Here is a 23,102-nt window from a genome sequence, read left to right as displayed (position 1 = left end):
CTACCCGGGCGTGCGGAACGTATTTATTCGCCCTCTACCAGAGCTCGTCCTCCGCGCCGTAGGCGGCAAGCTCCTCACGGATTACCGACATCGATACCGAGGAGGAGTACCCGCGGCGAGCCAGCATCCCCAGCAGGCGGCGGGTGACCTTATCCTTTTCGGCGCGGTCGCTCAGGTCCATGCCGGGGCGCAACTTCTTACGCACCAGCTCGGCGGCGTCCTCACGTTCCTGCTCGTCAGTGCGCTGTGCGAGGGCATTCTCTGCTTCTTCACCGCGCACCCCGCGTTCAGCGAGCTCACGGCGAAGCGCCGCGCGGGAGAGCTTCTTGGTACGGCTCTTCTGCGCCACGAACGTCTGGGCGTATTCGGCGTCATCAATGAGTTTTGCCGCCTCGAACTTATCGAGCAGCGGCTCAATGAGCTCAGTTTCGAAGCCTTCTGACTGTAGCTTCTTACGCAGCTGACCTCGGGTTTTTGCCGAGTACGCAAGCTGGTTGTACACGATGGTTTTCGCGCGAGTGTAAGGGTCGGTCTCCTCGGCTGCGCGGGCGGCACGCACCTTCTGCCTCCAGGAGGGCACGTTGCTTTCCGCCTGCGAAGCTACAGCACCACGCGCTCGAGAACCGCCCTTCTGGGAACCAGCCGAAGCGGCGCGGCGCTTTCCGGTGCCGACACCCTGCGCCTCCTCCTCGGCAATGCCGCGGATGAGCGCTTCTTCGGCGGGGGTGAGTTCTTCGTTCAAGGCGCTTCCCTCCCTAAATAGGTTGCTTCCCGAGCCGCGGCGCGTGGTGCTCTTGCGGGTTTCCTCGTCGTCACTGCGAGCCCCGAAAGCGGGCGCGTAGGGCGAGCGGCTCCGCATTTTCTCTTCCTGCGCCGCGCTCATGCGACGGAATCCGCGTTTGTAGTCGGTGTTCTTAGAGACTCGCGAAGGCTTGCGTTTCTTCTGCTTATCCCGCTGCGCAGCTTGCCTCTCGATTTCTTCCTTCTCTTCGGCGGTGAGCCCCGATCCGATGGAGGCGGCGCCGGCTCGGCTCATACGGCCTGCCGCCATGGGGCGCGGCTCAGCACCGCCGGGAGTGAAGGCACGCTGGGGTGCTTCGTCGATGGAGACGGCGGGCAGGTTCGGGTCGATGAGCAGGCTGCGGCGCGGTGATTTACCGTCTTCCTCAGAGCTGCCACCTTCAGAGTTGGCGGGCACAGCCTGCAGGGGTAACTCGGGTACGCGGAACTCACCGGCGTAGTCGCCGCCGTTATCGCGGGCGATGCTTTCTTCAACAAAGCCGTGCGCGGCGGGGTGCCAGTCCGGGAACTCCTCAGCGGCTACCGAATCCGCGGTCCTGTTCCGCACCCACTTTTTGGGGGCGTTTTCTGTGGCCGCTGACTTCTTCTTAGGCGCTGGCTTCTTCTGAGGCGCGGGCTTTTCAGCCTGCCGCGCTTTCGGCTTGGTTTTCTGGGGTGCGGTTTCTTGGCCCCCACGCTGCTCCGCTATCGCTTCTGCGGGTGCTGCTTCTGCGGGTGCCACTTCGTCCGAGGGGACCCAATATTCCCCTGCATACTCGGGCTCTGCCGGATACGGAGGTTCGTCCTCATAAGGAGGCTCCTCAGGGTACGGGGGCTCATCCTGATACGGGGGCTCTTCAGCAGCAGGAAGCGTAACAACAGGAGGTGCCTCCCATGTGAGGGTGGGCTCCGCCAGGGCGGCGGGCGCCTCAAAATTGAGCGCCTCAAAGCCGCCTACCTCAACAGGCGGGGTTGCCGGTTCAAAGGAAATAGCGGTCTCAAAGGGAACAGGCGCAGAGAATGCAGAGTCTTGGAGGGCTGAACCATCCAGAGCCGAGAAACCGAAGTGCGGTTCGGTCGCGTCCAGCGCCGCAAAACCGGCGTCACCGTCACGCGCGCTGTTTTGCTCGTGCTCTTCATGACCGTTCTGTTCCGTCATGCTCAGTTCCTCCTCTCCCCTGTATTGGATCGCCTGATGACGGGTCGCTTGATGACCCGTGCGCCGGGCTATACGGCGCTCCCCCATTGTAACGAGGCGCTGTCCCAGCACCCGCTGGCGCTCCATATAAAGCGCTCCCGTTAACGACAGATTGCCGTGCACCGTGCGGAATGCACAGCACACGGCAATCAGTCGTGGCGTTAGCAAGAAGCTACGCGGGCCGGTTTAGAACTCCTCAGCCAGCTCGTCCAGCGGGTCGTTACCCTCAGACTCAGCAGCTGCCTGCTCGTCAGCTTCTTCCTCAATGATGCCCAGCTTCACCAGAACCTTGTACTGCAGTTCCTCGGTGAGCTCGGGGTTGTCCTTGAGCAGCTTACGAACGTTCTCGCGGCCCTGGCCCAGCTGCTCACCGTCGTAGGTGAACCATGCGCCGGACTTCTTGACGATGTCGTTCTCCACCGCCAGGTCCAGGATGCCACCCTCAACGGAGATACCCTCACCGTAGAGGATGTCGAACTCAGCCTGCTTGAAGGGCGGAGCCATCTTGTTCTTCACAATCTTGGCGCGGGTGCGGTTACCGATCGGGTTAGCGCCGTCCTTGAGGGTCTCAATGCGGCGGATGTCGATACGGACCGAAGCGTAGAACTTCAGCGCCTTACCACCGGTGGTGGTTTCGGGAGAGCCGAAGAAGACACCAATCTTCTCACGCAGCTGGTTGATGAAGATTGCGGTGGTGCCGGTTGCGGAGAGGCGACCGGTAATCTTACGCAGAGCCTGGCTCATGAGGCGAGCCTGCAGACCCACGTGGGAGTCACCCATGTCGCCTTCAATTTCGGCGCGGGGTACCAGTGCTGCAACGGAGTCGACAACCACGATATCAACGGCACCGGAACCAACCAGCATGTCCATGATTTCCAGTGCCTGCTCGCCGGTGTCGGGCTGAGAGACCAGCAGCTGGTCGATGTCCACGCCCAGCTTAGCCGCGTAAATCGGGTCCAGTGCGTGCTCGGCGTCGATGAACGCTGCCACGCCGCCTGCCTTCTGAACGTTCGCTACAGCGTGCAGTGCAACGGTGGTCTTACCGGAGGACTCGGGACCGTAAATCTCGATGACGCGGCCGCGGGGCAGACCACCAATACCCAGAGCGGCATCCAGAGCGATAGCGCCGGTGGAGATAACCTCGGTCTTGGTGATTTCCTTATCACCCAGGCGCATGACTGCACCCTTGCCGTAGTTCTTGTCGATCTGTGCCATCACGGCTTCAAGTGCCTTGGCGCGACCCTCTTCGGGAACGCGAGCTACGCTCTGAGACTTGGTGTTCTTAGCCACGGTAGTACCTCGTTCTTTGTGTTGTCAGTGGTTGACGGGAGTAATGTTTCTTCGGAATCGGTGGGACTCGTAATCGAGACCTTGAAGGTTTTGGCCTACCGGTTCCTTCTGAGACTACTCTAGGGTCACAGCCTGACAGGATAAGGCCATTTTTTAAAATCTGTGGAAAACTTTGAAGATTTTTCCGAAAAATTCCTGATGTGGAAAAGTCTAGCATGAGTCGAACAAAATTACGACCCGGTTTCGAATAAATCGGATAGGGTTTCGGCATATATTTTCGAAAAACCCCGGATTCTCGGCTAATTATTCGAAAATACCTCCCGCACAGGCGCCAGCACTCGAACAAACGCTAGGGAACAGACGGTGGGCACCGCCCATACGCTAGAACACGCCAGGCTCACTACCTAGCGCAGCGGTTCCTTATCCGGACCCAGGCGGCGCTCCTGCGGAATCTCCTGCTCATCACAGATCGCCAGCCACACATCCCTCGGGTTAACGCCCTGGTCCAGCGCCTCCGCAGCGGTCACATGACCCAGCGAGCCCAGCACCAGGTCCCGCGCAAGTACCGGAGCATACCCGGCACCGAACTCATACTCCATGCACGCCCAAAATTCGCTCAGCTTCACAAGCGCTCCTTCCGCTTCACCGCTAGTTTGCTTCATAATTCGTCACATCGCTCGGTAATAAACCGAGAATAAGCGATGCCGCACACCCACCTTACGGGGATGCACGGCATCGCTTCACGTTTAGTGCGGCATGTGCCGCCTCGCATTACTTCGAGAGAATGTAGTAATCGCTCTTGTACTGCTCAGACATCTCAGCCGGAACAGTATCCGGGATCTGAACGCCCTCGAGAACCGCCATACGGTCGGCAACCTCACGCAGCATCTGGGACATCGGAATGTCCAGAGCCTGGCAAATCCATGCCAGCAGTTCGGAGGAAGCTTCCTTCTGACCGCGCTCAACTTCGCTCAGGTAACCGAGGGAAACACGGGCACGCTGGGAAACCTCACGCAGGGTGCGGCCCTGACGCTGGCGAACGTCGCGAAGGACCTCACCGATTGCCTGTCGCAGGGGAACAACCTTGGCTTCCTCAACGACCGGGGCGGCCTGTCGGGGGGTCTCCTCGATTTCCTTCCACTTAGTAATGCCATTAATCGATACGCGCTGCTTAGCCATGAGCTTCTATATCACTTTCCTGAGTAGGTATTCCCGACGCGCGGGACTGTACATAGTTAAGCCTAACTGATTTTTGGAGCGTGAGCTAGGAGCCCCGCCATTTTTGTCTTCTTCTTACGGCTTGTATCTATTCAAACAGACGAACCTATGCCTTTATTCCCTCGGAGCTGAAAGAACCCTGTGAATATATTTGAACCGTAAAATTTTTTCTCAGGTAGGCGCCGCACAGACGACGACACAGCCGTTCCAGGCACCGCACAGCCCAGCCCTAGCACGCTACGCCAGCTCGTCCTTCAGAACCCCACCGGCACCACCGCGCACCGCACGTGCCAGCAAAGCAATCGCATCCGCGCTCGCCGCCGCACGAATCTGCGCGCGATCCCCTGAATAGTGGCGCTCAAACACCTCAGAACCGGACGGGGAACACACGCCAATATAGACCGTGCCCACCGGCTGGCCATCCGCAGGATCAGGACCGGCAACACCCGTAGTCGACACCGCATAATCGGCACCGCACACACGCGCCGCACCAACAGCCATCTGCACCGCCACCGCAGGATGCACCGCACCCTCACGCGCCAGCAGCTGAGCATCCACTCCCAGCACCTGCGCCTTCACCTCGTAGGCGTAGGAAATCACGCCGCCGCGGTAATACGCGGATGCGCCCGGCACCGTACAAATCGCGCCGCCCACATCCCCGCCGGTCAGCGACTCAGCCGTCGCCACCAGCACCGGCCCCTCCTGGGAGGCACGCAACCGCACCGCATCACGCAGTAGCAGCGCCGCTGCCTCCGGGGTGCCGGAGAAAACCTCAGCGGTCGAAAGCTCAAGGGACAGAGCATCTTCAAGTACGAGGGGAACCATCATTCTCTCCTTTCAGCGGCGCACCGCCGCCCAAAACCTCACGCGGCACGCAACGCACCGCAGGTACAGCGAAGGGGAGCAGCACACACCACTCCCCTCGCCTCTAGTTACCGCCGCCCTGGGAGGCCTGAGCCTGCAACCAGTTACGGCGCAAAATATACGCATCACGCACATACACCAGGCCGGTCCACACGGTAATCGCGGTGACCGCGCCCATCAGAACCCAACCGGGAATCAGCCAGCCAAGACCCAGCTGGCCCAGCGGCAGAAGCATCAGCACCAGCGCAACCGTCTGCAGCACAGTCTTAATCTTGCCGCCCTTACTAGCAGCCATCACACCGTACTTAATGACGAACAGGCGCATGATCGTAATGCCCCACTCACGCAGCAGAATCACAATCGTGACCCACCACCACAGCTCACCCAGCGCCGACAGCACAATAAACGCCGCGCCGGTGAGGAACTTATCGGCAATTGGGTCAGCAATCTTACCGAAGCTCGTAATCAGATTACGCGAGCGCGCCAGGTAACCATCCGCCCAGTCCGTGAGCATAGCAATAATGAAAATAATCCACGCCAGCCAGCGGTGCGTCGGATCAGCGGCACCAAAAGTACCGCCCGCAACCAGGGCAACAATGAAGAAAGGAACCGCAATAATACGCAGAACCGTCAGCACATTCGGCACATTCCAGTTCGAAGGCTTCGCTGTGCTGACCGCACCGGCGGATGCGGAATTGCGAGCTTCACTCATAACGGCTCCTTACGGGTAGATGGCTTTCGACGGTGAGAGACCGCGTACGCACCGACACCTAAACGTATCGGGGATACGCAAACACCCCGTACCGTCCATTATACGTGTGCCGTAGCAGACATCACAGGGATGATACGGGGTGCATGTCGCACGCTCACTCAGCTGAGTGGACTCAGCCGAATGGATAGGGCGCTGAGGGGCTAGCGGCCGGTCAGCTGCCAGGCGTCCTCCGAGCCCTCATCATCGGGCTCATCGAAATAGTCGGTGACCGGCTCGCCCGGGTCCACGGCATTCGCGTAAGGGTCAGCAGCCGGAGGCTCCTCACCGCGAATACGCGCCAGGGTCGCCTGCAAGTCATCCGGGCGGATGAGCACCTCACGTGCCTTCGAGCCCTCCGAGGGGCCCACCACGCCCTGCGACTCCAGCAGGTCCATGATGCGGCCAGCCTTCGCGAAGCCCATGCGTAGCTTACGCTGCAGCATCGAGGTCGAACCGAACTGGGTCGTAATCACAATCTCCGCCGCCTGCAGCAGATCGTCGAGGTCATCGCCGATTTCCTCATCAATCTGTTTCTTCGCAGCAGAGACCATCACGTCCTCACGGTAGATGGTCGGCGCCTGCTTCTTCACGTGCTCAACCACGGCGTGAATCTCAGACTCAGACACCCACGCACCCTGAACACGCATCGGCTTCGAAGCACCCATCGGCAGGAAGAGCGCATCACCCTGACCGATCAGCTTCTCCGCGCCGGGCTGATCCAGCACCACGCGAGAGTCAGTGACCGAGGAGGTCGCAAACGCCATACGAGACGGAACGTTCGCCTTAATCAGACCGGTCACCACATCCACCGACGGACGCTGGGTCGCCAGCACCAGGTGAATACCCGCCGCACGCGCCAGCTGCGTAATACGAACAATCGCCTCTTCCACGTCACGCGGAGCGACCATCATCAGGTCGGCGAGCTCGTCAACAATCACCAGCAGGTACGGGTACTCGTGCACCGTACGCTTGCTGCCGGGATCGGGCTGAACCTTACCCTCACGCACCGCCTTGTTGAAGTCGTCAACGTGCTTGTAGCCGTAGTGGGCGAGGTCGTCGTAGCGGGCGTCCATCTCACGAACCACCCACTGAAGAGCCTCAGCGGCCTTCTTCGGGTTCGTAATGATGGGCGTAATCAGGTGCGGAATACCCTCGTAGGCGGTCAGCTCCACACGCTTCGGGTCAACCATCACCAGGCGCACCTGGTCCGGGGTTGCACGCATCAGAATCGAGGTAATCATCGAGTTCACGAACGAAGACTTACCGGCACCGGTCGCACCAGCGACCAGCATATGCGGCATCTTCGCGAGGTTCGCCAGCACGAAGCCGCCCTCAACGTCCTTACCCACACCCATGACCATCGGGTGTTGGTTCGCGTGAGCCTGCGGGGAACGCAGCACGTCACCCAGGGCAACGGTCTCACGGTCCGTATTCGGAATCTCAATACCGATTGCGGACTTACCCGGAATCGGGGACAGAATACGAACGTCCGGGCTTGCCACAGCGTACGCAATGTTCTTGCTCAGCGCGGTCACACGCTCCACCTTCGTGGCGGGACCCAGCTCAATCTCGTAGCGGGTCACGGTCGGGCCGCGCGAGAAGCCGGTGACCTGCGCATCCACCTTGAACTGTTCCAGCACATTCGTCAGAGCCTCAACCACGTGCTGGTTCACCTCGGAAGATTCCTTGGCGGGCGGACCAGCAACCAGAATCTCCTCCGAGGGCAGCACATAGGTGCCGCGGGAGGACTGCACGACCTGCTCGCCGCGCGCCCGCTCGGTGGTCGCCACCTGAGTGTTGTTCTGCAACGGGCGGGATGCGCCAGCCTCGGGCGCTCGCGAAGCCGCGGGAGCCGCGTTCTTCGGGTGAGCACCCGGCGAGTGCATGCGGGTCGGAATCGGAGGCTGAGCCGCGGGTGCGGCAGGAGCCTGGGACGCGGAAGCCGAGGCGGCAGACTGCGCAGGGTTCACCACCTGGTGCGGCTTAGTCTGCGGTGCAGCTTCCTCAGAAGCGCCGAAGCCGTCATATGCCTCAACATCAAAGAGAGGCTCCTCGCCAGGAATACGGTTCACGCGGCCGTTCGCCACAGCGGCGCGCTGCACCTGATCCAGGCGGGCTGCGGGCGCATCCGACGCCTCAACGTCGAAGAGGTCAGGGCTGCTCGAATAAGCGCCGTTCTGTGCAGAGGTACCCTGGGCTGACGCACCCTGCGCGGCCGGTGCCTGATTGAGGCGACCGGGCAGACGGGACAGACGGTTCGGCTTAGCCGCCGGGCGCGTCTGCTGAGCGGATGCCTGCGCAGAATCCTGTGCGGAGTCCTCCGGCTGTACCGGCATCTGCGTGGTCTCCGGGTGAGTCTCATCCACCACGGCGCTCACGAATGCTTCATCACCGGCGTACTCGTCCAGGGAAGAATCGGTCGACGTAGCGGGAGCAATGCCCAACCAGCCGCGCAGACGAGCGAACAGGCCGCCAGACTTCTGAGGCGTGCGTGCCGGCTTCTCATCGTCACCGTACAGGTAGCTGCGGTCATGCTCCTCAGCGTTCAGGTCCACGGTCTGAGTCGCATCCGAAGGGCTGTCCTTAACGGAGGTTCGAGTCGTGCCGTTCGGCTTCTCACCCAGAGCCAGACCGACCAGGTGCAAAGTACGCGGCACCACCTGACGAATCGGGGTATTCGTCAGAACCATCAGACCGGCAATACCCAGTAGCAGGTGAATCAGAATCTCAACGAACGCAATACCGCCGCTCACACGCACAATGGGGGTGCCCAGCAGCACGCCAGCCACACCACCACCAGCCCAGACGGCGTCAAAACCATCCGCGAAGGTCGGGTGACCCGCATGGCGAGCAAAGAACAGGGAGGTCGCCACCAGGATGATGAAGGAGCCCAACGCCACGCGGTTATTACGTTTAATCAGGTCGGGTCCACGGAAAACGCACCACGCCATGATGAGGCAGAGCACCGGGACCAGCAGGGCGCCCTGACCGAAAATACCGCCCAGCATGGTGTGCCAGGCGTCCAGGGGCGCACGCAACAAACCGAGGGAGGTGTGGGCACGCCAGTTGTACCACTCCACTCCGGCGCTAATCAGGCCGAACAGCAGGATGGTGAGCGCGCCGCCGTCACGGCGGTCTTCGGGCGCAAGGTCGGTGCGCACCGCGCCGATGGAGCGGAAGAGCCCACCGATAGCGTGAGCGATGCTCAGCCAGACGGAGGAGATAGCGCCCGCTACAGGGTTCGCCGCGTTGGCACCGCGCTGGGCACCGCCTCGGGAGGTGGTGCGCTTGCGGGTGGTCTTCTTAGTGTTTGCTTTAGTAGAGGTCGTGTTACGACCCTTCGTGGTCCGTGGAGCCATACCTTTTAGGGTATCAACCTTCCCGTTAATGTACCGATTCTTTCGTTATCAGTGAGCTAAAAAGTGTGCCCCGCCCTGTGCCTGTGAGGGCATTGATAGGGCGCTGATGAGGCGCTTCTCCCCTGCTATGTTCGCTTTCGCGCAGCTTTCGCGCAGCTTTCACCCATCCGTTCGGCAGATACACAGCAGGCGGGGCCGACACAACGTATCGACCCCGCCTTTTCGCTATGACGGGCACCTAGCCTCGCGCAGAGTATTAGTTCTTCGCGGCCTTCGAGGTGTTCTCAACAACCACGGGAACGATCATGGGCTTGCGGCGCAGACGGCGAGAAATCCAGGCACCGATGGTGCGGCGCACAATCTGCTGCAGCTGCTGCACGGTGTGCACCTTCTCGGGTGCGCGGTGCAGAGCATCCTCCAGGGCGGCGGTAATCTTCGGAACAATCTCGTCGAATACCGCGTCGTCCTCCGCGATACCGCGAGCGTGAATATCCGGGCCGGTCACCACACGCTTGGTTGCACGGTCCACCACGGTCACGATGGACACGAAGCCCTCTTCACCCAGGATGCGGCGGTCCTTCAGATCGCTCTCGGTGACCTCACCGACGGAGCGGCCGTCAACGTACAGGTACTCGCAGGGAACCTCGCCCACCACGGACGCCACGCCATCGCGCAGATCCACGACGGTGCCGGACTCGCAGAGCAGCACGTTCTTCTTCGGAACGCCGGTCTCCATCGCCAGGTCACCGCTAGCAATCAGGTGGCGAACCTCACCGTGAACCGGCATAACGTTCTTCGGCTTGAGGATGTTGTAGCAGTACAGCAGCTCACCCGCGGCAGCGTGACCGGAAACGTGGACCTTCGCGTTGCCCTTGTGCACCACGTTAGCGCCCAGCTTCATGAGGGCGTTGATGATGCGGAAGACGCTGGTCTCGTTACCGGGAATCAGCGAGGAGGCGAGCACCACGGTGTCGCCGGGCTCAATCTGAATCTTGTGGTCACCGTTCGCCATGCGCGACAGTGCCGCCATCGGCTCGCCCTGCGAACCGGTGCACATCATCACGATCTGGTCGGGGCGGTAGTCGTCAACCTTCTTCAGGTCCACCAGCACGTTGGCGGGAACCTTCAGGTAGCCCAGCTTCTCAGCGATGGTCATGTTGCGGACCATGGAGCGGCCCACGAGCACGACCTTGCGGCCACGCTCAGCGGCTGCGTCCAGAACCTGCTGCACACGGTGAACGTGCGAGGAGAAGGACGCCACAATGATGCGGCCGCTCGCGTCACGGAATACGTTCGACAGCACCGGACCGATGTGCTTCTCGGTCGGGGTGAAGCCGGGAACCTCAGCGTTGGTGGAGTCCGGCAGGAACAGGTCCACGCCCTCCTCGCCCAGGCGAGCGAAGTGGCGCAGGTCGGTGATGCGGCCATCCAGCGGCAGCTGGTCCATCTTGAAGTCACCGGTGTGCAGAACCTTGCCAGCCTTGGTACGGATGTAAACAGCCAGTGCGTCCGGAATCGAGTGGTTCACAGCAACGAACTCGCACTCGAACGGGCCGAAACGCTCCACCTGGTGTTCCTTCACCGCGAGGGTGTAGGGCTTGATGCGGTGCTCGGCGAGCTTCGCCTCGACCAGCGCCAGGGTCAGTTCGGAGCCGACCAGGGGGATGTCGGGGCGGCGGCGCAGCAGGTAAGGAACCGCACCGATGTGGTCCTCGTGGCCGTGGGTCAGCACCATGGCAACCACGTCGTCCAGACGGTCGACAATGTAGCTGAAGTCGGGCAGGATCAGGTCCACGCCGGGCTGGGACTCTTCGGGGAAGAGCACGCCGCAGTCAACAATCAGCAGCTTGCCGTTAATTTCGTACACGGTCATGTTACGACCGACTTCGCCCAGACCGCCCAGGGGCACCACGCGCAGGGTGTCCTTCTTCAGGCGGGGAGGGAGGGGAAGATTCGCTTCAAAGACGCTCATCGTGTGTCTCCTCTTTCTTCTATGTTTTCTTGTGATGTCTGTGATTCGTAGGCGACGCTTCGTACCGCATGCGCTCCCGCCGGTTCGGCTCTCACATGCCGAGGAGGTGGGGTGCTGCCGGTGCGTCCAAATCACCGAAAGTATTCAAAAGTATTGGGGGTGTAGTGCGCGGGTGCCTCTGCCTAAGCTGGGCCCCTGTCTGAGTGGTGGCCGAATCATTGGGCGGTAAACCGCGGCAATACGCCAGAGCGGACCCCTCACCTAGTGTTAGGTGTGGAGTCCGCGTCCGTTGGCTACATCATGCGCCCGAAGTCGGGGTGTGACGGTAGCCGAAGTCCTCTATATATACGCGCTCTGCACGATAAGTTGTGCAGGTTCTGCGTTAAAGTTTAGGCGTTCTTCAGGGTGTGAGCGATGCTCGAGGAGAGCAGGTCAGCTCGCATCGCCTGGGCAACCTCCGGTTCGGAGAGTACGTGCGGCAGGCGAACGACGGGCTCATCCAGCACACCCTGCCAGGAAAGAATTTCCTTGGCGGCAACGCAACCGGGGGCACGGCCCATGGTTGCTCGGACAATCGGAGTCAGTTCCAGGTGAAGACGCTGAGCCTCCACCAGGTCCTGTGCAACGACAGCATCAATCAGGGCACGGAAGAGTGCGGGTGCCACGTGTGCGGTCACCGAGACGAGGCCGACGGCGCCCATTGCCATCCAGGGAAGGGTCAGTCCGTCGTCGCCGCTGTAGTAGTGCAGGTCGGTGGTTGCCATAACTTCGGTTGCGGCACCGAAGTCTGCCTTGGCGTCTTTCACCGCTACAATACTATCAATTTCTGCAAGGCGACGGTAGGTTTCGGGTGCGATGGGGATGCCCGCACGACCCGGAATATCGTAAAGCATGACGGGGGTCTCAGTTGCCTGCGCAACGGTCGCAAAATGGGCGTAGACACCCGGCTGAGTCGGCTTGTTGTAGTAGGGAGTCACGACCAGCAGGCCGTCCACACCAATCTTTTCGGCACGGTGCGCCAGCTCAATAGTATGCGCCGTATCGTTTGAACCAACACCGGCAATAATCTTCGCGCGAGAACCGACGGTGTCCTTCACAATCTGGAAGACGCGTTCATTCTCGTCATCGGTCATGGTGGAGTATTCGCCGGTGGTACCGCAGACTACCAGACCATCGTGACCGTTCTCCACAAGGTAGTTCGCCAGGTCTGCGACCTGCTTTTCATCAACGGAGCCGTCCTTCGCGAAGGGGGTCACCATTGCGGTCAGGAGGCGACCGAAGACGGGTTCAACAAAAGTACCGGGGTTCGAAAGGTTCTCAGACATATGTCCAGAGTACGCCCGAAATGCAGATTTTTCCGTTAGAACGCATAAGTTTTCATGCGTGTTCTACTATTCGGACTCTTTCAAACCCGCGGTACTTCCACGAGAGCCTATGAAACCGGGCACATAGCCTCGGCGTTATCAGTCTCATACCGAAAATAAATGTGGCATTGACTAGGGATCGCAGGGTCAGAGCCTAACGCATGCCCTTCGCCTGACCGCCCGAACGCAACGACCACGCGTTACGCATCGCCGCACGGGCACGCTTGCGTTCACCACCGGCATCGTACATGCACGCCAGGTTGAACCACGCCTTCCAGTTCTCGGGGTCCTGCTCAACCGCCGCCGCGAAGCCTTCAAACTCCACCGCTGCCGCCTCACGGTCCACCTTACCGCTCGGGGTGCGAGGCAGGGTATCCTCCGCCAGTTCGCCTGACGCCGCCAGTTCCTGAGCCATACGCTGAATACGAGCACCGAAAAGCACCTCACGCACCAGCGCCCACGCACCCAGAATCGGCAGCAGAATCATACCCGCACCAAGAACAATGCCAGCCACCGAACCGGAGGTGAGCATCACGAACCCCTGCTGCGCAATATGCACCAGGTACAGGGTCAGCAGCGCGCAAGTCAGCGCCGCGAAGGTCTTGCCGAATCCGCCAGCATCCACCGTCACAAAGACAGCACTAAAAATCAGCACACCCAAAATAGAGGCACGCGCCGCCAAAGGCAACGGAAGAATCAGCACGGTCAGCACCATCAGCACGCACGCACAGATAGTCCACAGACGCAGTGAAGTCCACCAGGGGCTACGAGCCTCGGAAGATACCTGCGAGGCGTCGGGTGAAGTCTGTTCAGACATAACGCTCCCCTACGACAAATCCATGTAGGCGTCCAAGCCCACGCTCAAACCCGGATGCGCCGCCACCTCACGCACACCCAACAGTACGCCGGGCATGAAGGAGGCACGGTCAAAGGAATCGTGACGAATCACGAGCTGCTGACCGGGATCGCCCAGCAGAATCTCCTGATGCGCCACCATGCCGCGCAGACGCACCGCATGTACGTGAATATCGTCGATTACGGCGCCGCGCGAGCCCAAAGGATCGGAGGTGGTGGCATCCGGGCTTGCACCCACGCCAGCCTCCGCGCGGGCGGCAGCCACCTTACGGGCGGTGTGCACAGCGGTACCGGAGGGGGCGTCCACCTTATTTGGGTGGTGAATCTCGATAATCTCTACAGACTCGAAGTAGCGTGCCGCCTTCGCCGCGAACTCGGTGGCGAGAATCGAACCAATCGCAAAGTTCGGGGCGATGAGCACACCCACCTCGGGGTGCTCAGCCAGCAGTTCGCGCAGGGAGTTCAGACGCTCGGGGGTCCAACCGGTCGTACCAACCACAGCGTGCATACCGTGCTCCACCGCGAAACGCACATTCGCCTCGCTGGAATCGGGAACGGTCAGGTCAATAACAATCTCTGCACCGGCATCGACCAGCTCCTGCAGGTCGTCGCCGCGGCCCAGTGCCGCCACCAGGTCCATGTCTGCGGAGGTGTTGACGGCGCGCACCGCCTCAGAACCCATACGGCCCGCGGCACCGAGTACCGCTACCTTCCAGATTTTTTCGTTACCCTCGCGGGCCATCTTCTCTCCTCCGTAACTTATGAGCACCCCGACGATGGGGCAGACGCTGTGACGTACAGCCTCTATTATCCCCGTGTGAGCGCGGTGCACGCCATCGCACACGCTGGGTGAGATGCCCTGCGGAACCTCAGCGGCATAAAAAGCGAAGTAATCTAACCGTCATACAAGCCGTTTAATACGTTATCTAAAGTTAGCAACCATATAATTAGGAAGTATTTCTATAATTTCCGTCCTACGGAGTACACAGACAGTATGAAGTCCCTCTTTACCTCCTCCGTGCGTCCAGATGAGGCTAACCGGCGTTATATTCTGCCGGGTCTGGACGGCCTGCGAGCAATCGCTGTGCTCCTCGTGATGGTGTACCATTTCTGGCCCACCGTACTACCCGGCGGCATGATTGGCGTGGATATCTTCTTCGTCATCTCCGGTTTCCTGATTACCTCCCTGCTTCTGCGTGAAGGTGCGCTCACCGGCAAAATTGCCCTGGGCAACTTCTGGATTCGCCGTGCCCGCCGTCTGCTTCCCGCCATTACCCTGCTGATTCTGGTCATGGGACCGGTCAGCCTGCTCATTGGCGGCGATATTCAGGTGAACCTCGGCCGACAGCTCGCCGGTGCGGCGACCTTCTCGTCCAACTGGATTTCCATTTTTGCCGGTAACGACTACTTCGCGCAGACCTCCCCGGAGCTCTTCACGAACTTCTGGTCCCTGGCTGTGGAAGAACAGTTCTACGTGGTGTGGCCGCTGCTGATTGTTGGTGCCGGCGTGCTGTTGCGCCGTTCGTGGCGTCGCTTCAGCGTGGTTATGGTGCTGGGCATTATTGCGTCACTGAGCGTTGCTACCGCTCTTCTGATGTCCGGCGCACCCATTAGCCGCGTCTACTACGGCACCGACACTCACTTGTACGGCCTGCTGCTCGGCGCCCTGCTGGCGTTTGCGCGCCCCTGGTCGCTGTATCCGCCGCTGCAGCAGTCCGTGCTGTACCGCGTGGCTCAGCCCTTTGGCCTGGTTGCCTTCGCCCGCGTCATGATCAGCTGGCTGTCCCTGTTCGCTCTGATTCCCTACGCAATTCTGGTTCCCGAGTCGGCTCCCGGTGCGATTCCCTGGGGTCTGTTCGGCGCCTCCCTGCTGGCACTGGGCGTGATTCAGGGCATGCTTCCCGACATGCTTGCTGGCGCCTCCGAGGTGCTGCGCCGCCTGCTGAACTTCGCTCCCCTGCGCTGGGTGGGCGAGCGCTCTTATGGCCTGTACCTGTGGCACTGGCCGCTCGCCGTGGTCATGCACTACCTGATGGGTGCGGACCGTTCCCCGCTGGTAAACGTGGGCGTTCTGGTAGCAACCTTCGCTATCGCGGAGATGTCTTTCCGCTGGGTTGAGACCCCGATTCGCCGTTACGGTTTCCGCGGTAGCGCTAACCGTGCGGTAGCGGCTTTCCAGTCCTCTCGCACTAAGTTCCTGCCGGTTTCGGTGGCTCTTGCCGTTGTTGTGGCGGCTGCTTCGACCGGTCTGGCGGTGCACACCGCTCCGGCGATGACTACCGCGCAGCAGTCCGTTGAGGACGGCAAGCGTGCCGCCGCTGAGCGTCTGAAGGCGCGTCAGGAGGCGCAGGCCGCGAGCGCATCGGCAAACCCGAGCGCAACGGGTAAGGACGCGAAGGCTTCGGCAAGCCCCTCGGTGTCGAAGGCTGCAACCGGTTCGGTGGATTCTTCGAAGGTGACCATTGTGGGTGACTCCATTGTGGTGGCGGTATCCCCCGAGCTGTACGACAAGATGCCCGAAGCAACTATTGACGCGCAGGAAGCACGCACCATCGCCAAGGCCCTGCCGATTATTAAGTCCATGGGTGCCAACGGCCAGATTCGTAAGACCTTCGTACTGTCGGTGACCGCGAACTCGACCATTCTGGACGGTCAGCTCGACGAGGTTCTGGCGGCTATGCCTGCCGATTCTAAGCTGGTGCTGGTCACCGGTTACGGTCCGCGCAACCTGACCTGGATTGACTACTCGAACGGTAAGATTCGTGAGTTTGCGGCTCAGCATTCTGATCGCGTGATTATTGCGGATTGGAACTCTACGATCCGCCAGGCTCTGCAGACTCAGAGCGGTCTGCTCTCCTCCGATGGTGTTCACCCGGAGGCTGCCGGTCAGGAGCTCTACGCCCAGGTGCTGATGGAGGCTATTGCCAAGGCACAGAAGTAGTAGCTCTCAGCAGTAGCTTTTCGGGTTCTGCCGCTCATGCTGAGCGTCAAGAGCATGGGCGGCAGAGCGCCCGGAAGCACTTCTTGGAATCATCTCTTCAATAGATACCGATGCACACAAAATGCCCGTTCCCTCCCCCGCTTTGGTGGGGTGTGGGAACGGGCATTCTATGCCTTATCAGCGTTGTGCGTTAGGGATGTTCAAGGGTTAGCGCACGATGGTGGTAATCATCTGCTGCTGCCCCAGGTACGCCGCCAGGTCGCGAACCTCCTCCAGGGAGACCGCGCGGATCTTCTCCAGCAGCTCATCGGTGCTTGTGAACAGTCCAGAGTCCAGCTCGGCGCGGCCCAGGCGGGACATGCGCGAGCCCGAGTCCTCGCTACCGAGCACCGTGGAGCCAGCCAGCTGGCCGCGGACCTTCGTCAGCTCCTCCTCGGTAATACCGGCGGTGGCGAGCTTATCGAACTCGTAGCCCATGACCTCACGCACCTGCTCGGTCTTAGCGGGCAGGCAGCCCGCGTACATGCCGAAGTAGCCGGCATCCGAGTACGCACCGGAGAACGCGAACGTGCTGTAGGCCAGGCCGCGCTTCTCACGAATCTCCTGGAACAGGCGCGAGGACATGCCCGCACCGAATGCGCTGGTCAGCACGCTCATTGCGTAGCGGCGGTCGTCACCGGCGATAATGCTCGGGCAGCCCATCACAATGTTGGTCTGCTCGAACCCCTTCTCCACCTCACGCAGCTCGCTCAGCGGAACAATGCCGCTGTCGGTACGTACGCGACGCGGTGCCGGTGCCACCCCCTCTTGCAGATTCCAGCCGTAGCGGGTCAGCGCCTCCAGCACGAGGCGGACCATGGTGCTGTGCTCCAGCGAACCGGCGGCAGAAATAACCAGGCGGTCCGGGGTGTAGTAGCGCTTGTAGTGCTCCCACACGGCGTCACGCGGCACCTCGGTAATCTCCTGCGGGGTACCGCCGATGGGGCGGCCCAGCGGGTTCTCACCCATGAGCTGCTCCACGAAGTTTTCGAAAGCAACGTCGGTCGGGTCGTCCTGGTCCATGGCGATCTCTTCGAGGATCACGCCGCGTTCCTGCTCAAGGTGAGCCGGGTCCAGCAGGGCGTTGGTGACCATGTCGGTGATGACGTCCACCGCCATGGGTGCGTCATCGTCGAGCACACGCGCGTAGTAGCAGGTGTGTTCCTTAGCGGTCAGGGCGTTGGATTCGCCGCCTACCGCGTCGAAGGAGGAGGCGATGTCCAGGGCGGTGCGGGTGCCGGTGCCCTTGAACAGCAGGTGCTCCAGGAAGTGGGTGGAGCCGAGCATGCCGGGGGCTTCGTCGCGGGAGCCGACTCCCACCCAGAACCCGATGGATACGCCGCGGGTACCGGGCATTTTTTCGGTAATCACGCGTACGCCACCGGGCAGGATGGAGCGGCGCACCTCGTTACCGCCTACACCCTCGTAGATGAGGCGGCCGTGCTCGTAGTTGAGCTCTTCGGCGATGACCTCAAGCTCGACGGGCAGGGAAATAGACATAGAGAGAAGAACCTTTCAACAGGTACGTCTGAAGGTAAGCATTCCCGCCCCACTACCTGTAGGCAGTCCCACAGCTGGTGGGGCGGGTGAGCATCAAAAGATGCAGGGCAAGCACAGCGAAGGGGCGCCCGGTGCATCCGGCGGGGAATCAACCGCACCGGGTGCGCCGAACGCCCCTCATCACTTAGCGGGGGTTACGACTAGTCGTCGTCGCCACCCTCAACGACCGGTGCCAGCGAGAGCTTGCCGCGGTCATCAATCTTGGTGATCTCCACCTGGACCTTCTGGCCCACGGAGACAACGTCCTCAGCGTCAACAACGCGCTTGCCGTCGTTGAGCTTACGCATCTCGGAGATGTGCAGCAGACCGTCCTTACCGGGGGTCAGGGAGATGAACGCACCGAAGTCGGTCACCTTCACTACGGTACCCAGGTAGCGTTCGCCAACCTCGGGAACCTGCGGGTTAGCGATAGCGTTCACTGCCGAACGTGCAGCCTCGGCGGAGGGGCCGTCAGCTGCGCCGATGTACACGGTGCCGTCGTCCTCAATGGAGATGTCTGCGCCGGTGTCTTCCTGGATCTGGTTGATCATCTTACCCTTGGGGCCGATGACCTCACCGATCTTGGCAACCGGGATCTTCACGGAAATAATGCGCGGTGCGAACTCGCTCATCTCATCCGGTGCGTCAATCGCGCTGACGAGCACCTCGAGGATGTGCAGGCGAGCCTCACGTGCCTGGGTCAGTGCGCCAGCGAGCACGGATGCGGGGATACCGTCGAGCTTGGTGTCCAGCTGGATAGCGGTCACGAACTCGGAGGTACCTGCAACCTTGAAGTCCATATCGCCCAGTGCGTCTTCCGCGCCGAGGATGTCGGTCAGGGCTGCGTAGCGGGTCTCGCCGTCAACCTCGTCAGAGACCAGGCCCATTGCGATACCTGCAACGGGTGCGCGCAGCGGCACACCGGCGTTCAGCAGGGACAGGGTCGATGCGCAGACCGAACCCATGGAGGTCGAGCCGTTGGAGCCCAGAGCCTCAGAGACCTGACGGATTGCGTAGGGGAACTCTTCGCGGGAGGGCAGCACCGGGGTGATTGCACGCTCTGCGAGTGCACCGTGGCCGATTTCGCGGCGCTTGGGCGAACCCACGCGGCCGGTCTCACCGGTGGAGTACGGCGGGAAGTTGTAGTGGTGGATGTAGCGCTTGGACTTGACCGGGTGCAGGGAGTCCAGCTGCTGCTCCATCTTGAGCATGTTCAGGGTGGTGATACCCATGATCTGGGTTTCGCCGCGCTCGAAGAGCGAGGAGCCGTGAACGCGGGGCAGGATTTCGACCTCAGCGGTGAGCTGGCGGATGTCGGTCAGGCCGCGGCCGTCGATACGGACCTGATCGGTGAGGATGCGCTGGCGCACCACGTGCTTGGTCAGGGCAGCGAATGCTACGGAAACCTCGTTGGAGCGCTCTTCGAATTCCTTACCTTCGCCGGTGAGAGCTTCCATGAGCTCTTCCTGCAGCTCGGATGCTGCTGCTTCGCGTTCCTGCTTGCCAGCGATGGAGTACACCTCTGCCAGGCGGTCTGCTGCGAATGCTTCAACTGCTGCGTCGACGTCTTCGCCGTGGCCGCCGAAGAAGGGCAGTTCCAGGGCGGGCTTGCCTGCGCGAGCCACCAGGTCAGCCTGCGCCTTGCACAGTGCTGCGATGAAGGGCTTAGCTGCTTCCAGGCCCTCTGCGACGATCTCTTCGGTGGGGGCGATCTGGCCGTCTTCCTTGATGAGCTTCCAGGAGTTGTCGGTTGCTTCTGCCTCAACCATCATGATGGCGACGTCTTCGGTACCGTCAGCCTTGGTGACGATACGACCTGCAACAGCCATGTCGAACACAGCGTTTTCCAGCTGGGAGTACTTGGGGAAGCAGACCCACTGGCCGTCGATCAGTGCCATGCGCACGCCACCGATGGGGCCGTTGAACGGCGCACCGGACAGGGAGGTCGATGCGGATGCAGCGTTGATTGCGAAGGTGTTGTAGATTTCGTCCGGCTCGTAGGTCAGGACGGTCACAACGACCTGAACCTCGTTGCGGATGCCCTTGGTGAAGGCGGGGCGCAGCGGGCGGTCAATCAGGCGTGCAGCCAGGATTGCCTCGGTGCTGGGTCGGCCTTCGCGGCGGAAGTACGATGCGGGGATCTTGCCGCCTGCGTACATGCGCTCTTCCACATCCACGGTCAGCGGGAAGAAGTCGAAGCCCTCACGGGGAGACTTGCCGATTGCGGTTGCGGAGAGCAGGGTGGTCTCGTCATCGATGGTGACGAGGACGGAGCCAGCAGCCTGCTTTGCGAGGCGGCCGGTTTCAAAGCGCACGTGGCGCTTACCGTGAATGCCGTTGTCGATTTCGACTTCAGCAAACTTGATTTCGGGACCTTCCACGGTTCCTTCTTTCTTCTTGGCAGGCCGTACGGCGCACGAGTCGGCCTTCGATAGGAAACCACGGCACCTCTCCCCCGCCTTTTCGTGTGCGCGACGTGTGTCGGCACGGTTGTGGGAGTGGTGTTGTTCCGTAATTCGCTACCGAGGACCGCGGCGTGTGTGCCGGCACGGCCTTCTGTTCTTTCTTTCAGGTGAGGCGGCATCTTCTCACGCGGCGTTGGAATCTAGCGAGCGGAAGATGCGCCCCTCAACGCGGCAGTACGGACGCGCTGGCGCTACCCGCCTCCGTGTTGGAGGGTTGGTAGCGCTGACAGCACGTCCGCACACACCGCCTAAAGGCGATTAATCACCACAAAAGCGTCAAGACGCTCCTGTTTTATCGGCGCAGACCCAGGCGCTCGATCAGCGAACGGTAACGCTCGATGTCGACGCTCTTCAGGTAGCCGAGCATGTTGCGGCGACGACCAACGAGGATCATCAGGCCACGACGGGAGTGGTGATCGTGCTTGTGGAACTTCAGGTGCTCGGTCAGGTCGGCGATACGACGAGACAGAACTGCAATCTGAACCTCGGGCGAACCGGTGTCGCCCTCGTGGGTTGCGTATTCCTTGATGATTGCCTGCTTGACAGCGGGATCCAGTGCCACTTTTAACTCCTAGAGTTAGTACCGCATACGTCCCGTACGGACGGTTGCCGCCGGGTGGTGGGCTTACGCCCTGTAATACACGTCGTCTACTGCGGACTGCAGACGCGTTCTTCCCATTCTACGCTACCGGGGCGCTTTCGTGGAAGGGTGAGCAGAAGCCCGGCGACAGGTAGCTCATCACACTACCGGTCGCCGGGCTTTGCAGCCGGGTTCTCGCACCGGGCTCTCACGCCGGGTTCTCGCACAGGGCTCTACGTTTATTCGGTGTCTGTGCTTCTGCTCCCTATGCTTCTGCTGCTTCAGCGCGAGTGCGCACCACCACGAGGCGGTAGTAGCCCAGCAGGAACAGGCACCAGATTGCGCCCATCACCAGCGCCAGCTGGGTATCGGAAAAGCAGCCGAAGAGCACCACGATAAAGATCATGAACGCCAACGCCAGGTAGCTCAGCCACAGGGGCTGGCGTACCGGCTGCGCCTCGGTATCGGCGCCGCTGCGCTTGAAGGCAATGTGCGCCAGCAGAATCATGACCCACACGAATACGGTCGCGAAGGTTGCCAGGGAGGCGACCACCTCGAACGCGTTCTCGAAGAGCACGTTCACAATCACGCCGACCGCCATAACCAGCACCATGATGAGGGTGGTCATCCAGGGCGCACCATTCTTCGTAACCTTCGCAAAGGAAGCCGGCGCCAGGTTCTGCTTCGCCAGGCCGTACATCATGCGGCCGGCACCGTACACATCCGCGTTCAGCGCAGAGATGGCGGCGGTAATGATGACCACGTTCAGAATCGAAGCGGCAGCCGGAATGCCCAGTCCCTCAAAGATCTGCACGAACGGCGAGTTCGCCTTGGTCACCGAGTACCAGGGGTACAGGGACATGATGACCGACAGGGTCAGAATGTAGAAGATGAGGATGCGCAACGGCACCGTGCGAATCGCCTTGGGAATCGAGGTGCGCGGGTCCTTCGCCTCACCGGCGGCAATACCGATGTTCTCAATACCGCCGAAGGCAAACATCACCACGGTAAAGCAAGCGAGGAAGCCGGTAAATCCGTTTGCGAAGAAGCCGCCCTCAAGAGCCCAGAGGTTCGTAACCGAGGGCGCCACGGAGTCGTGCGCCTGCACACCCACGAAGAGCAGAACCACGCCGCCAACGATCATGGCGATAATGGCGCTGACCTTCACGAGGGTAAACCAGAATTCGGTTTCGCCGAACGCCTTGACCTTCGCCAGGTTAATGGCGAGCAGAATCAGCAGAACCGAGACAATCCAAATCCAGGAGGGGCTGTTCGGGAACCAGAACTTCATGTACACGGCAAAGGCGGTGACGTCCGCGATGGCGACCAGCGCCATTTCCAGGGCATAGGTCCAGCCGGTTACGAAGCCAGCCCAGCGTCCGAGGTAGCGGGTGGCGTATTCGGAGAACGCTCCGGAGACCGGGTGCGCCAGGGCGAGTTCGCCCATTGCGCGCATCACCATGAACACTGCCGCGCCGCCAATAACGTAGGCAAGCAGCACGGAGGGGCCCGCCAGCTGAATGGCGGATGCCGAGCCGTAGAACAGGCCGGTGCCGATGGCGGAGCCGAGGGCGATGAACATGATGTGACGCAGGGAGAGTCCACGCGCTAGCTGCGGGCTCTCGGAGGTAGCCTCAGCTACGCCCTGCTGTACCGGGGATGAGTCCGGAGTGGTATTCATCTTCTTCTTTTCCTTTACCTCGTGGGGTGTACCCGCCGGTGGCGGGGAAACGTATCGGGCGGTGCCGCAGCTCAGCAGGTGACTGAGAGCGGTACCGGTTGATTCACTCCCCATCGAGTGATGGGGCGTTGCGCGGAAGGTGTTGCCTTCGCGCGTCGCCCCGGCGCATCCCCACCCAACCGGTACGGTGGGAGGGAACGCAAAAG

The 23,102-nt window shown here is 61.2% G+C and carries 16 protein-coding genes; 1 reads left to right on the top strand and 15 read right to left on the bottom strand.

What is annotated here, in order from left to right; translation table 11 throughout:
* Positions 1-34: 34 nt before the first annotated feature.
* The 11 genes from HMPREF2765_RS06705 to dapB form a co-directional block, all read right to left on the bottom strand.
* Complete coding sequence (locus HMPREF2765_RS06705; RefSeq protein ID WP_070604830.1) at positions 35-1,939, bottom strand: regulatory protein RecX; 1,905 nt, start codon at positions 1,937-1,939, stop codon at positions 35-37.
* Positions 1,940-2,164: 225 nt separating this feature from the next.
* The gene (gene recA, locus HMPREF2765_RS06700; protein ID WP_005507111.1) at positions 2,165-3,268 is read right to left on the bottom strand and encodes a recombinase RecA; all 1,104 of its coding nucleotides are present in this window, start codon (positions 3,266-3,268) and stop codon (positions 2,165-2,167) included.
* Positions 3,269-3,672: 404 nt separating this feature from the next.
* Positions 3,673-3,894, bottom strand: a complete 222-nt coding sequence (locus tag HMPREF2765_RS06695) for a DUF3046 domain-containing protein (protein WP_049351797.1) — start codon at positions 3,892-3,894, stop codon at positions 3,673-3,675.
* Positions 3,895-4,039: 145 nt separating this feature from the next.
* Positions 4,040-4,447, bottom strand: a complete 408-nt coding sequence (locus HMPREF2765_RS06690) for a helix-turn-helix domain-containing protein (protein WP_012903910.1) — start codon at positions 4,445-4,447, stop codon at positions 4,040-4,042.
* Between the two features lie 276 nt (positions 4,448-4,723).
* Positions 4,724-5,314, bottom strand: a complete 591-nt coding sequence (locus tag HMPREF2765_RS06685) for a CinA family protein (protein ID WP_070604829.1) — start codon at positions 5,312-5,314, stop codon at positions 4,724-4,726.
* A gap of 100 nt (positions 5,315-5,414) precedes the next feature.
* Positions 5,415-6,062 (bottom strand): CDP-diacylglycerol--glycerol-3-phosphate 3-phosphatidyltransferase, encoded by a 648-nt coding sequence (gene pgsA, locus HMPREF2765_RS06680; protein ID WP_070604826.1) that lies wholly within the window; start codon positions 6,060-6,062, stop codon positions 5,415-5,417.
* Positions 6,063-6,262: 200 nt separating this feature from the next.
* The gene (locus HMPREF2765_RS06675; protein ID WP_070604823.1) at positions 6,263-9,460 is read right to left on the bottom strand and encodes an FtsK/SpoIIIE family DNA translocase; all 3,198 of its coding nucleotides are present in this window, start codon (positions 9,458-9,460) and stop codon (positions 6,263-6,265) included.
* 256 nt (positions 9,461-9,716) lie between these two features.
* On the bottom strand, positions 9,717-11,432 hold the full coding sequence (locus HMPREF2765_RS06670) for a ribonuclease J (RefSeq protein ID WP_005507894.1): 1,716 nt from the start codon (positions 11,430-11,432) through the stop codon (positions 9,717-9,719).
* Between the two features lie 389 nt (positions 11,433-11,821).
* A complete protein-coding gene (gene dapA / locus HMPREF2765_RS06665; protein WP_005507104.1) occupies positions 11,822-12,757 on the bottom strand; it encodes a 4-hydroxy-tetrahydrodipicolinate synthase in 936 nt (311 codons plus the stop codon).
* 193 nt (positions 12,758-12,950) lie between these two features.
* Positions 12,951-13,613, bottom strand: coding sequence for a tetratricopeptide repeat protein (locus tag HMPREF2765_RS06660; protein ID WP_070604820.1), 663 nt, complete (start codon positions 13,611-13,613; stop codon positions 12,951-12,953).
* Between the two features lie 9 nt (positions 13,614-13,622).
* The gene (gene dapB, locus HMPREF2765_RS06655) at positions 13,623-14,393 is read right to left on the bottom strand and encodes a 4-hydroxy-tetrahydrodipicolinate reductase (protein ID WP_070604818.1); all 771 of its coding nucleotides are present in this window, start codon (positions 14,391-14,393) and stop codon (positions 13,623-13,625) included.
* A gap of 252 nt (positions 14,394-14,645) precedes the next feature.
* Between dapB and HMPREF2765_RS06650 the strand changes: the two genes are divergently transcribed.
* Positions 14,646-16,592 (top strand): acyltransferase family protein, encoded by a 1,947-nt coding sequence (locus HMPREF2765_RS06650; RefSeq protein ID WP_070604813.1) that lies wholly within the window; start codon positions 14,646-14,648, stop codon positions 16,590-16,592.
* A 207-nt stretch (positions 16,593-16,799) separates the two neighbouring features.
* Here HMPREF2765_RS06650 and HMPREF2765_RS06645 read toward each other — a convergent pair whose 3' ends face one another.
* The 4 genes from HMPREF2765_RS06645 to HMPREF2765_RS06630 form a co-directional block, all read right to left on the bottom strand.
* On the bottom strand, positions 16,800-18,131 hold the full coding sequence (locus tag HMPREF2765_RS06645) for a M16 family metallopeptidase (protein WP_049356035.1): 1,332 nt from the start codon (positions 18,129-18,131) through the stop codon (positions 16,800-16,802).
* Positions 18,132-18,331: 200 nt separating this feature from the next.
* The gene (locus tag HMPREF2765_RS06640) at positions 18,332-20,551 is read right to left on the bottom strand and encodes a polyribonucleotide nucleotidyltransferase (protein ID WP_049345119.1); all 2,220 of its coding nucleotides are present in this window, start codon (positions 20,549-20,551) and stop codon (positions 18,332-18,334) included.
* A gap of 376 nt (positions 20,552-20,927) precedes the next feature.
* The gene (gene rpsO / locus HMPREF2765_RS06635) at positions 20,928-21,197 is read right to left on the bottom strand and encodes a 30S ribosomal protein S15 (RefSeq protein WP_005507098.1); all 270 of its coding nucleotides are present in this window, start codon (positions 21,195-21,197) and stop codon (positions 20,928-20,930) included.
* Between the two features lie 283 nt (positions 21,198-21,480).
* A complete protein-coding gene (locus tag HMPREF2765_RS06630) occupies positions 21,481-22,896 on the bottom strand; it encodes an amino acid permease (RefSeq protein WP_070604810.1) in 1,416 nt (471 codons plus the stop codon).
* Positions 22,897-23,102 lie beyond the last annotated feature (206 nt).

Origin of the sequence: Rothia sp. HMSC062H08 (assembly GCF_001810775.1) — a bacterium.
Classification (GTDB): Bacteria; Actinomycetota; Actinomycetes; order Actinomycetales; family Micrococcaceae; genus Rothia.
The sequence above is the reverse complement of the archived record's forward strand: the minus strand, read 5'-3'. Positions and strand labels throughout refer to the sequence as shown.

Bases quoted from the DNA above. Each gene is read 5' to 3' on its own strand.
- HMPREF2765_RS06705 (WP_070604830.1), bottom strand. From the start codon at position 1,939: ATGACGGAACAGAACGGTCATGAAGAGCACGAGCAAAACAGCGCGCGT.
- HMPREF2765_RS06690 (WP_012903910.1), bottom strand. From the start codon at position 4,447: ATGGCTAAGCAGCGCGTATCGATTAATGGCATTACTAAGTGGAAGGAA.
- HMPREF2765_RS06685 (WP_070604829.1), bottom strand. From the start codon at position 5,314: ATGATGGTTCCCCTCGTACTTGAAGATGCTCTGTCCCTTGAGCTTTCG.
- pgsA (WP_070604826.1), bottom strand. From the start codon at position 6,062: ATGAGTGAAGCTCGCAATTCCGCATCCGCCGGTGCGGTCAGCACAGCG.
- HMPREF2765_RS06675 (WP_070604823.1), bottom strand. From the start codon at position 9,460: ATGGCTCCACGGACCACGAAGGGTCGTAACACGACCTCTACTAAAGCA.
- HMPREF2765_RS06670 (WP_005507894.1), bottom strand. From the start codon at position 11,432: ATGAGCGTCTTTGAAGCGAATCTTCCCCTCCCTCCCCGCCTGAAGAAG.
- dapA (WP_005507104.1), bottom strand. From the start codon at position 12,757: ATGTCTGAGAACCTTTCGAACCCCGGTACTTTTGTTGAACCCGTCTTC.
- HMPREF2765_RS06660 (WP_070604820.1), bottom strand. From the start codon at position 13,613: ATGTCTGAACAGACTTCACCCGACGCCTCGCAGGTATCTTCCGAGGCT.
- dapB (WP_070604818.1), bottom strand. From the start codon at position 14,393: ATGGCCCGCGAGGGTAACGAAAAAATCTGGAAGGTAGCGGTACTCGGT.
- HMPREF2765_RS06650 (WP_070604813.1), top strand. From the start codon at position 14,646: ATGAAGTCCCTCTTTACCTCCTCCGTGCGTCCAGATGAGGCTAACCGG.
- HMPREF2765_RS06645 (WP_049356035.1), bottom strand. From the start codon at position 18,131: ATGTCTATTTCCCTGCCCGTCGAGCTTGAGGTCATCGCCGAAGAGCTC.
- HMPREF2765_RS06630 (WP_070604810.1), bottom strand. From the start codon at position 22,896: ATGAATACCACTCCGGACTCATCCCCGGTACAGCAGGGCGTAGCTGAG.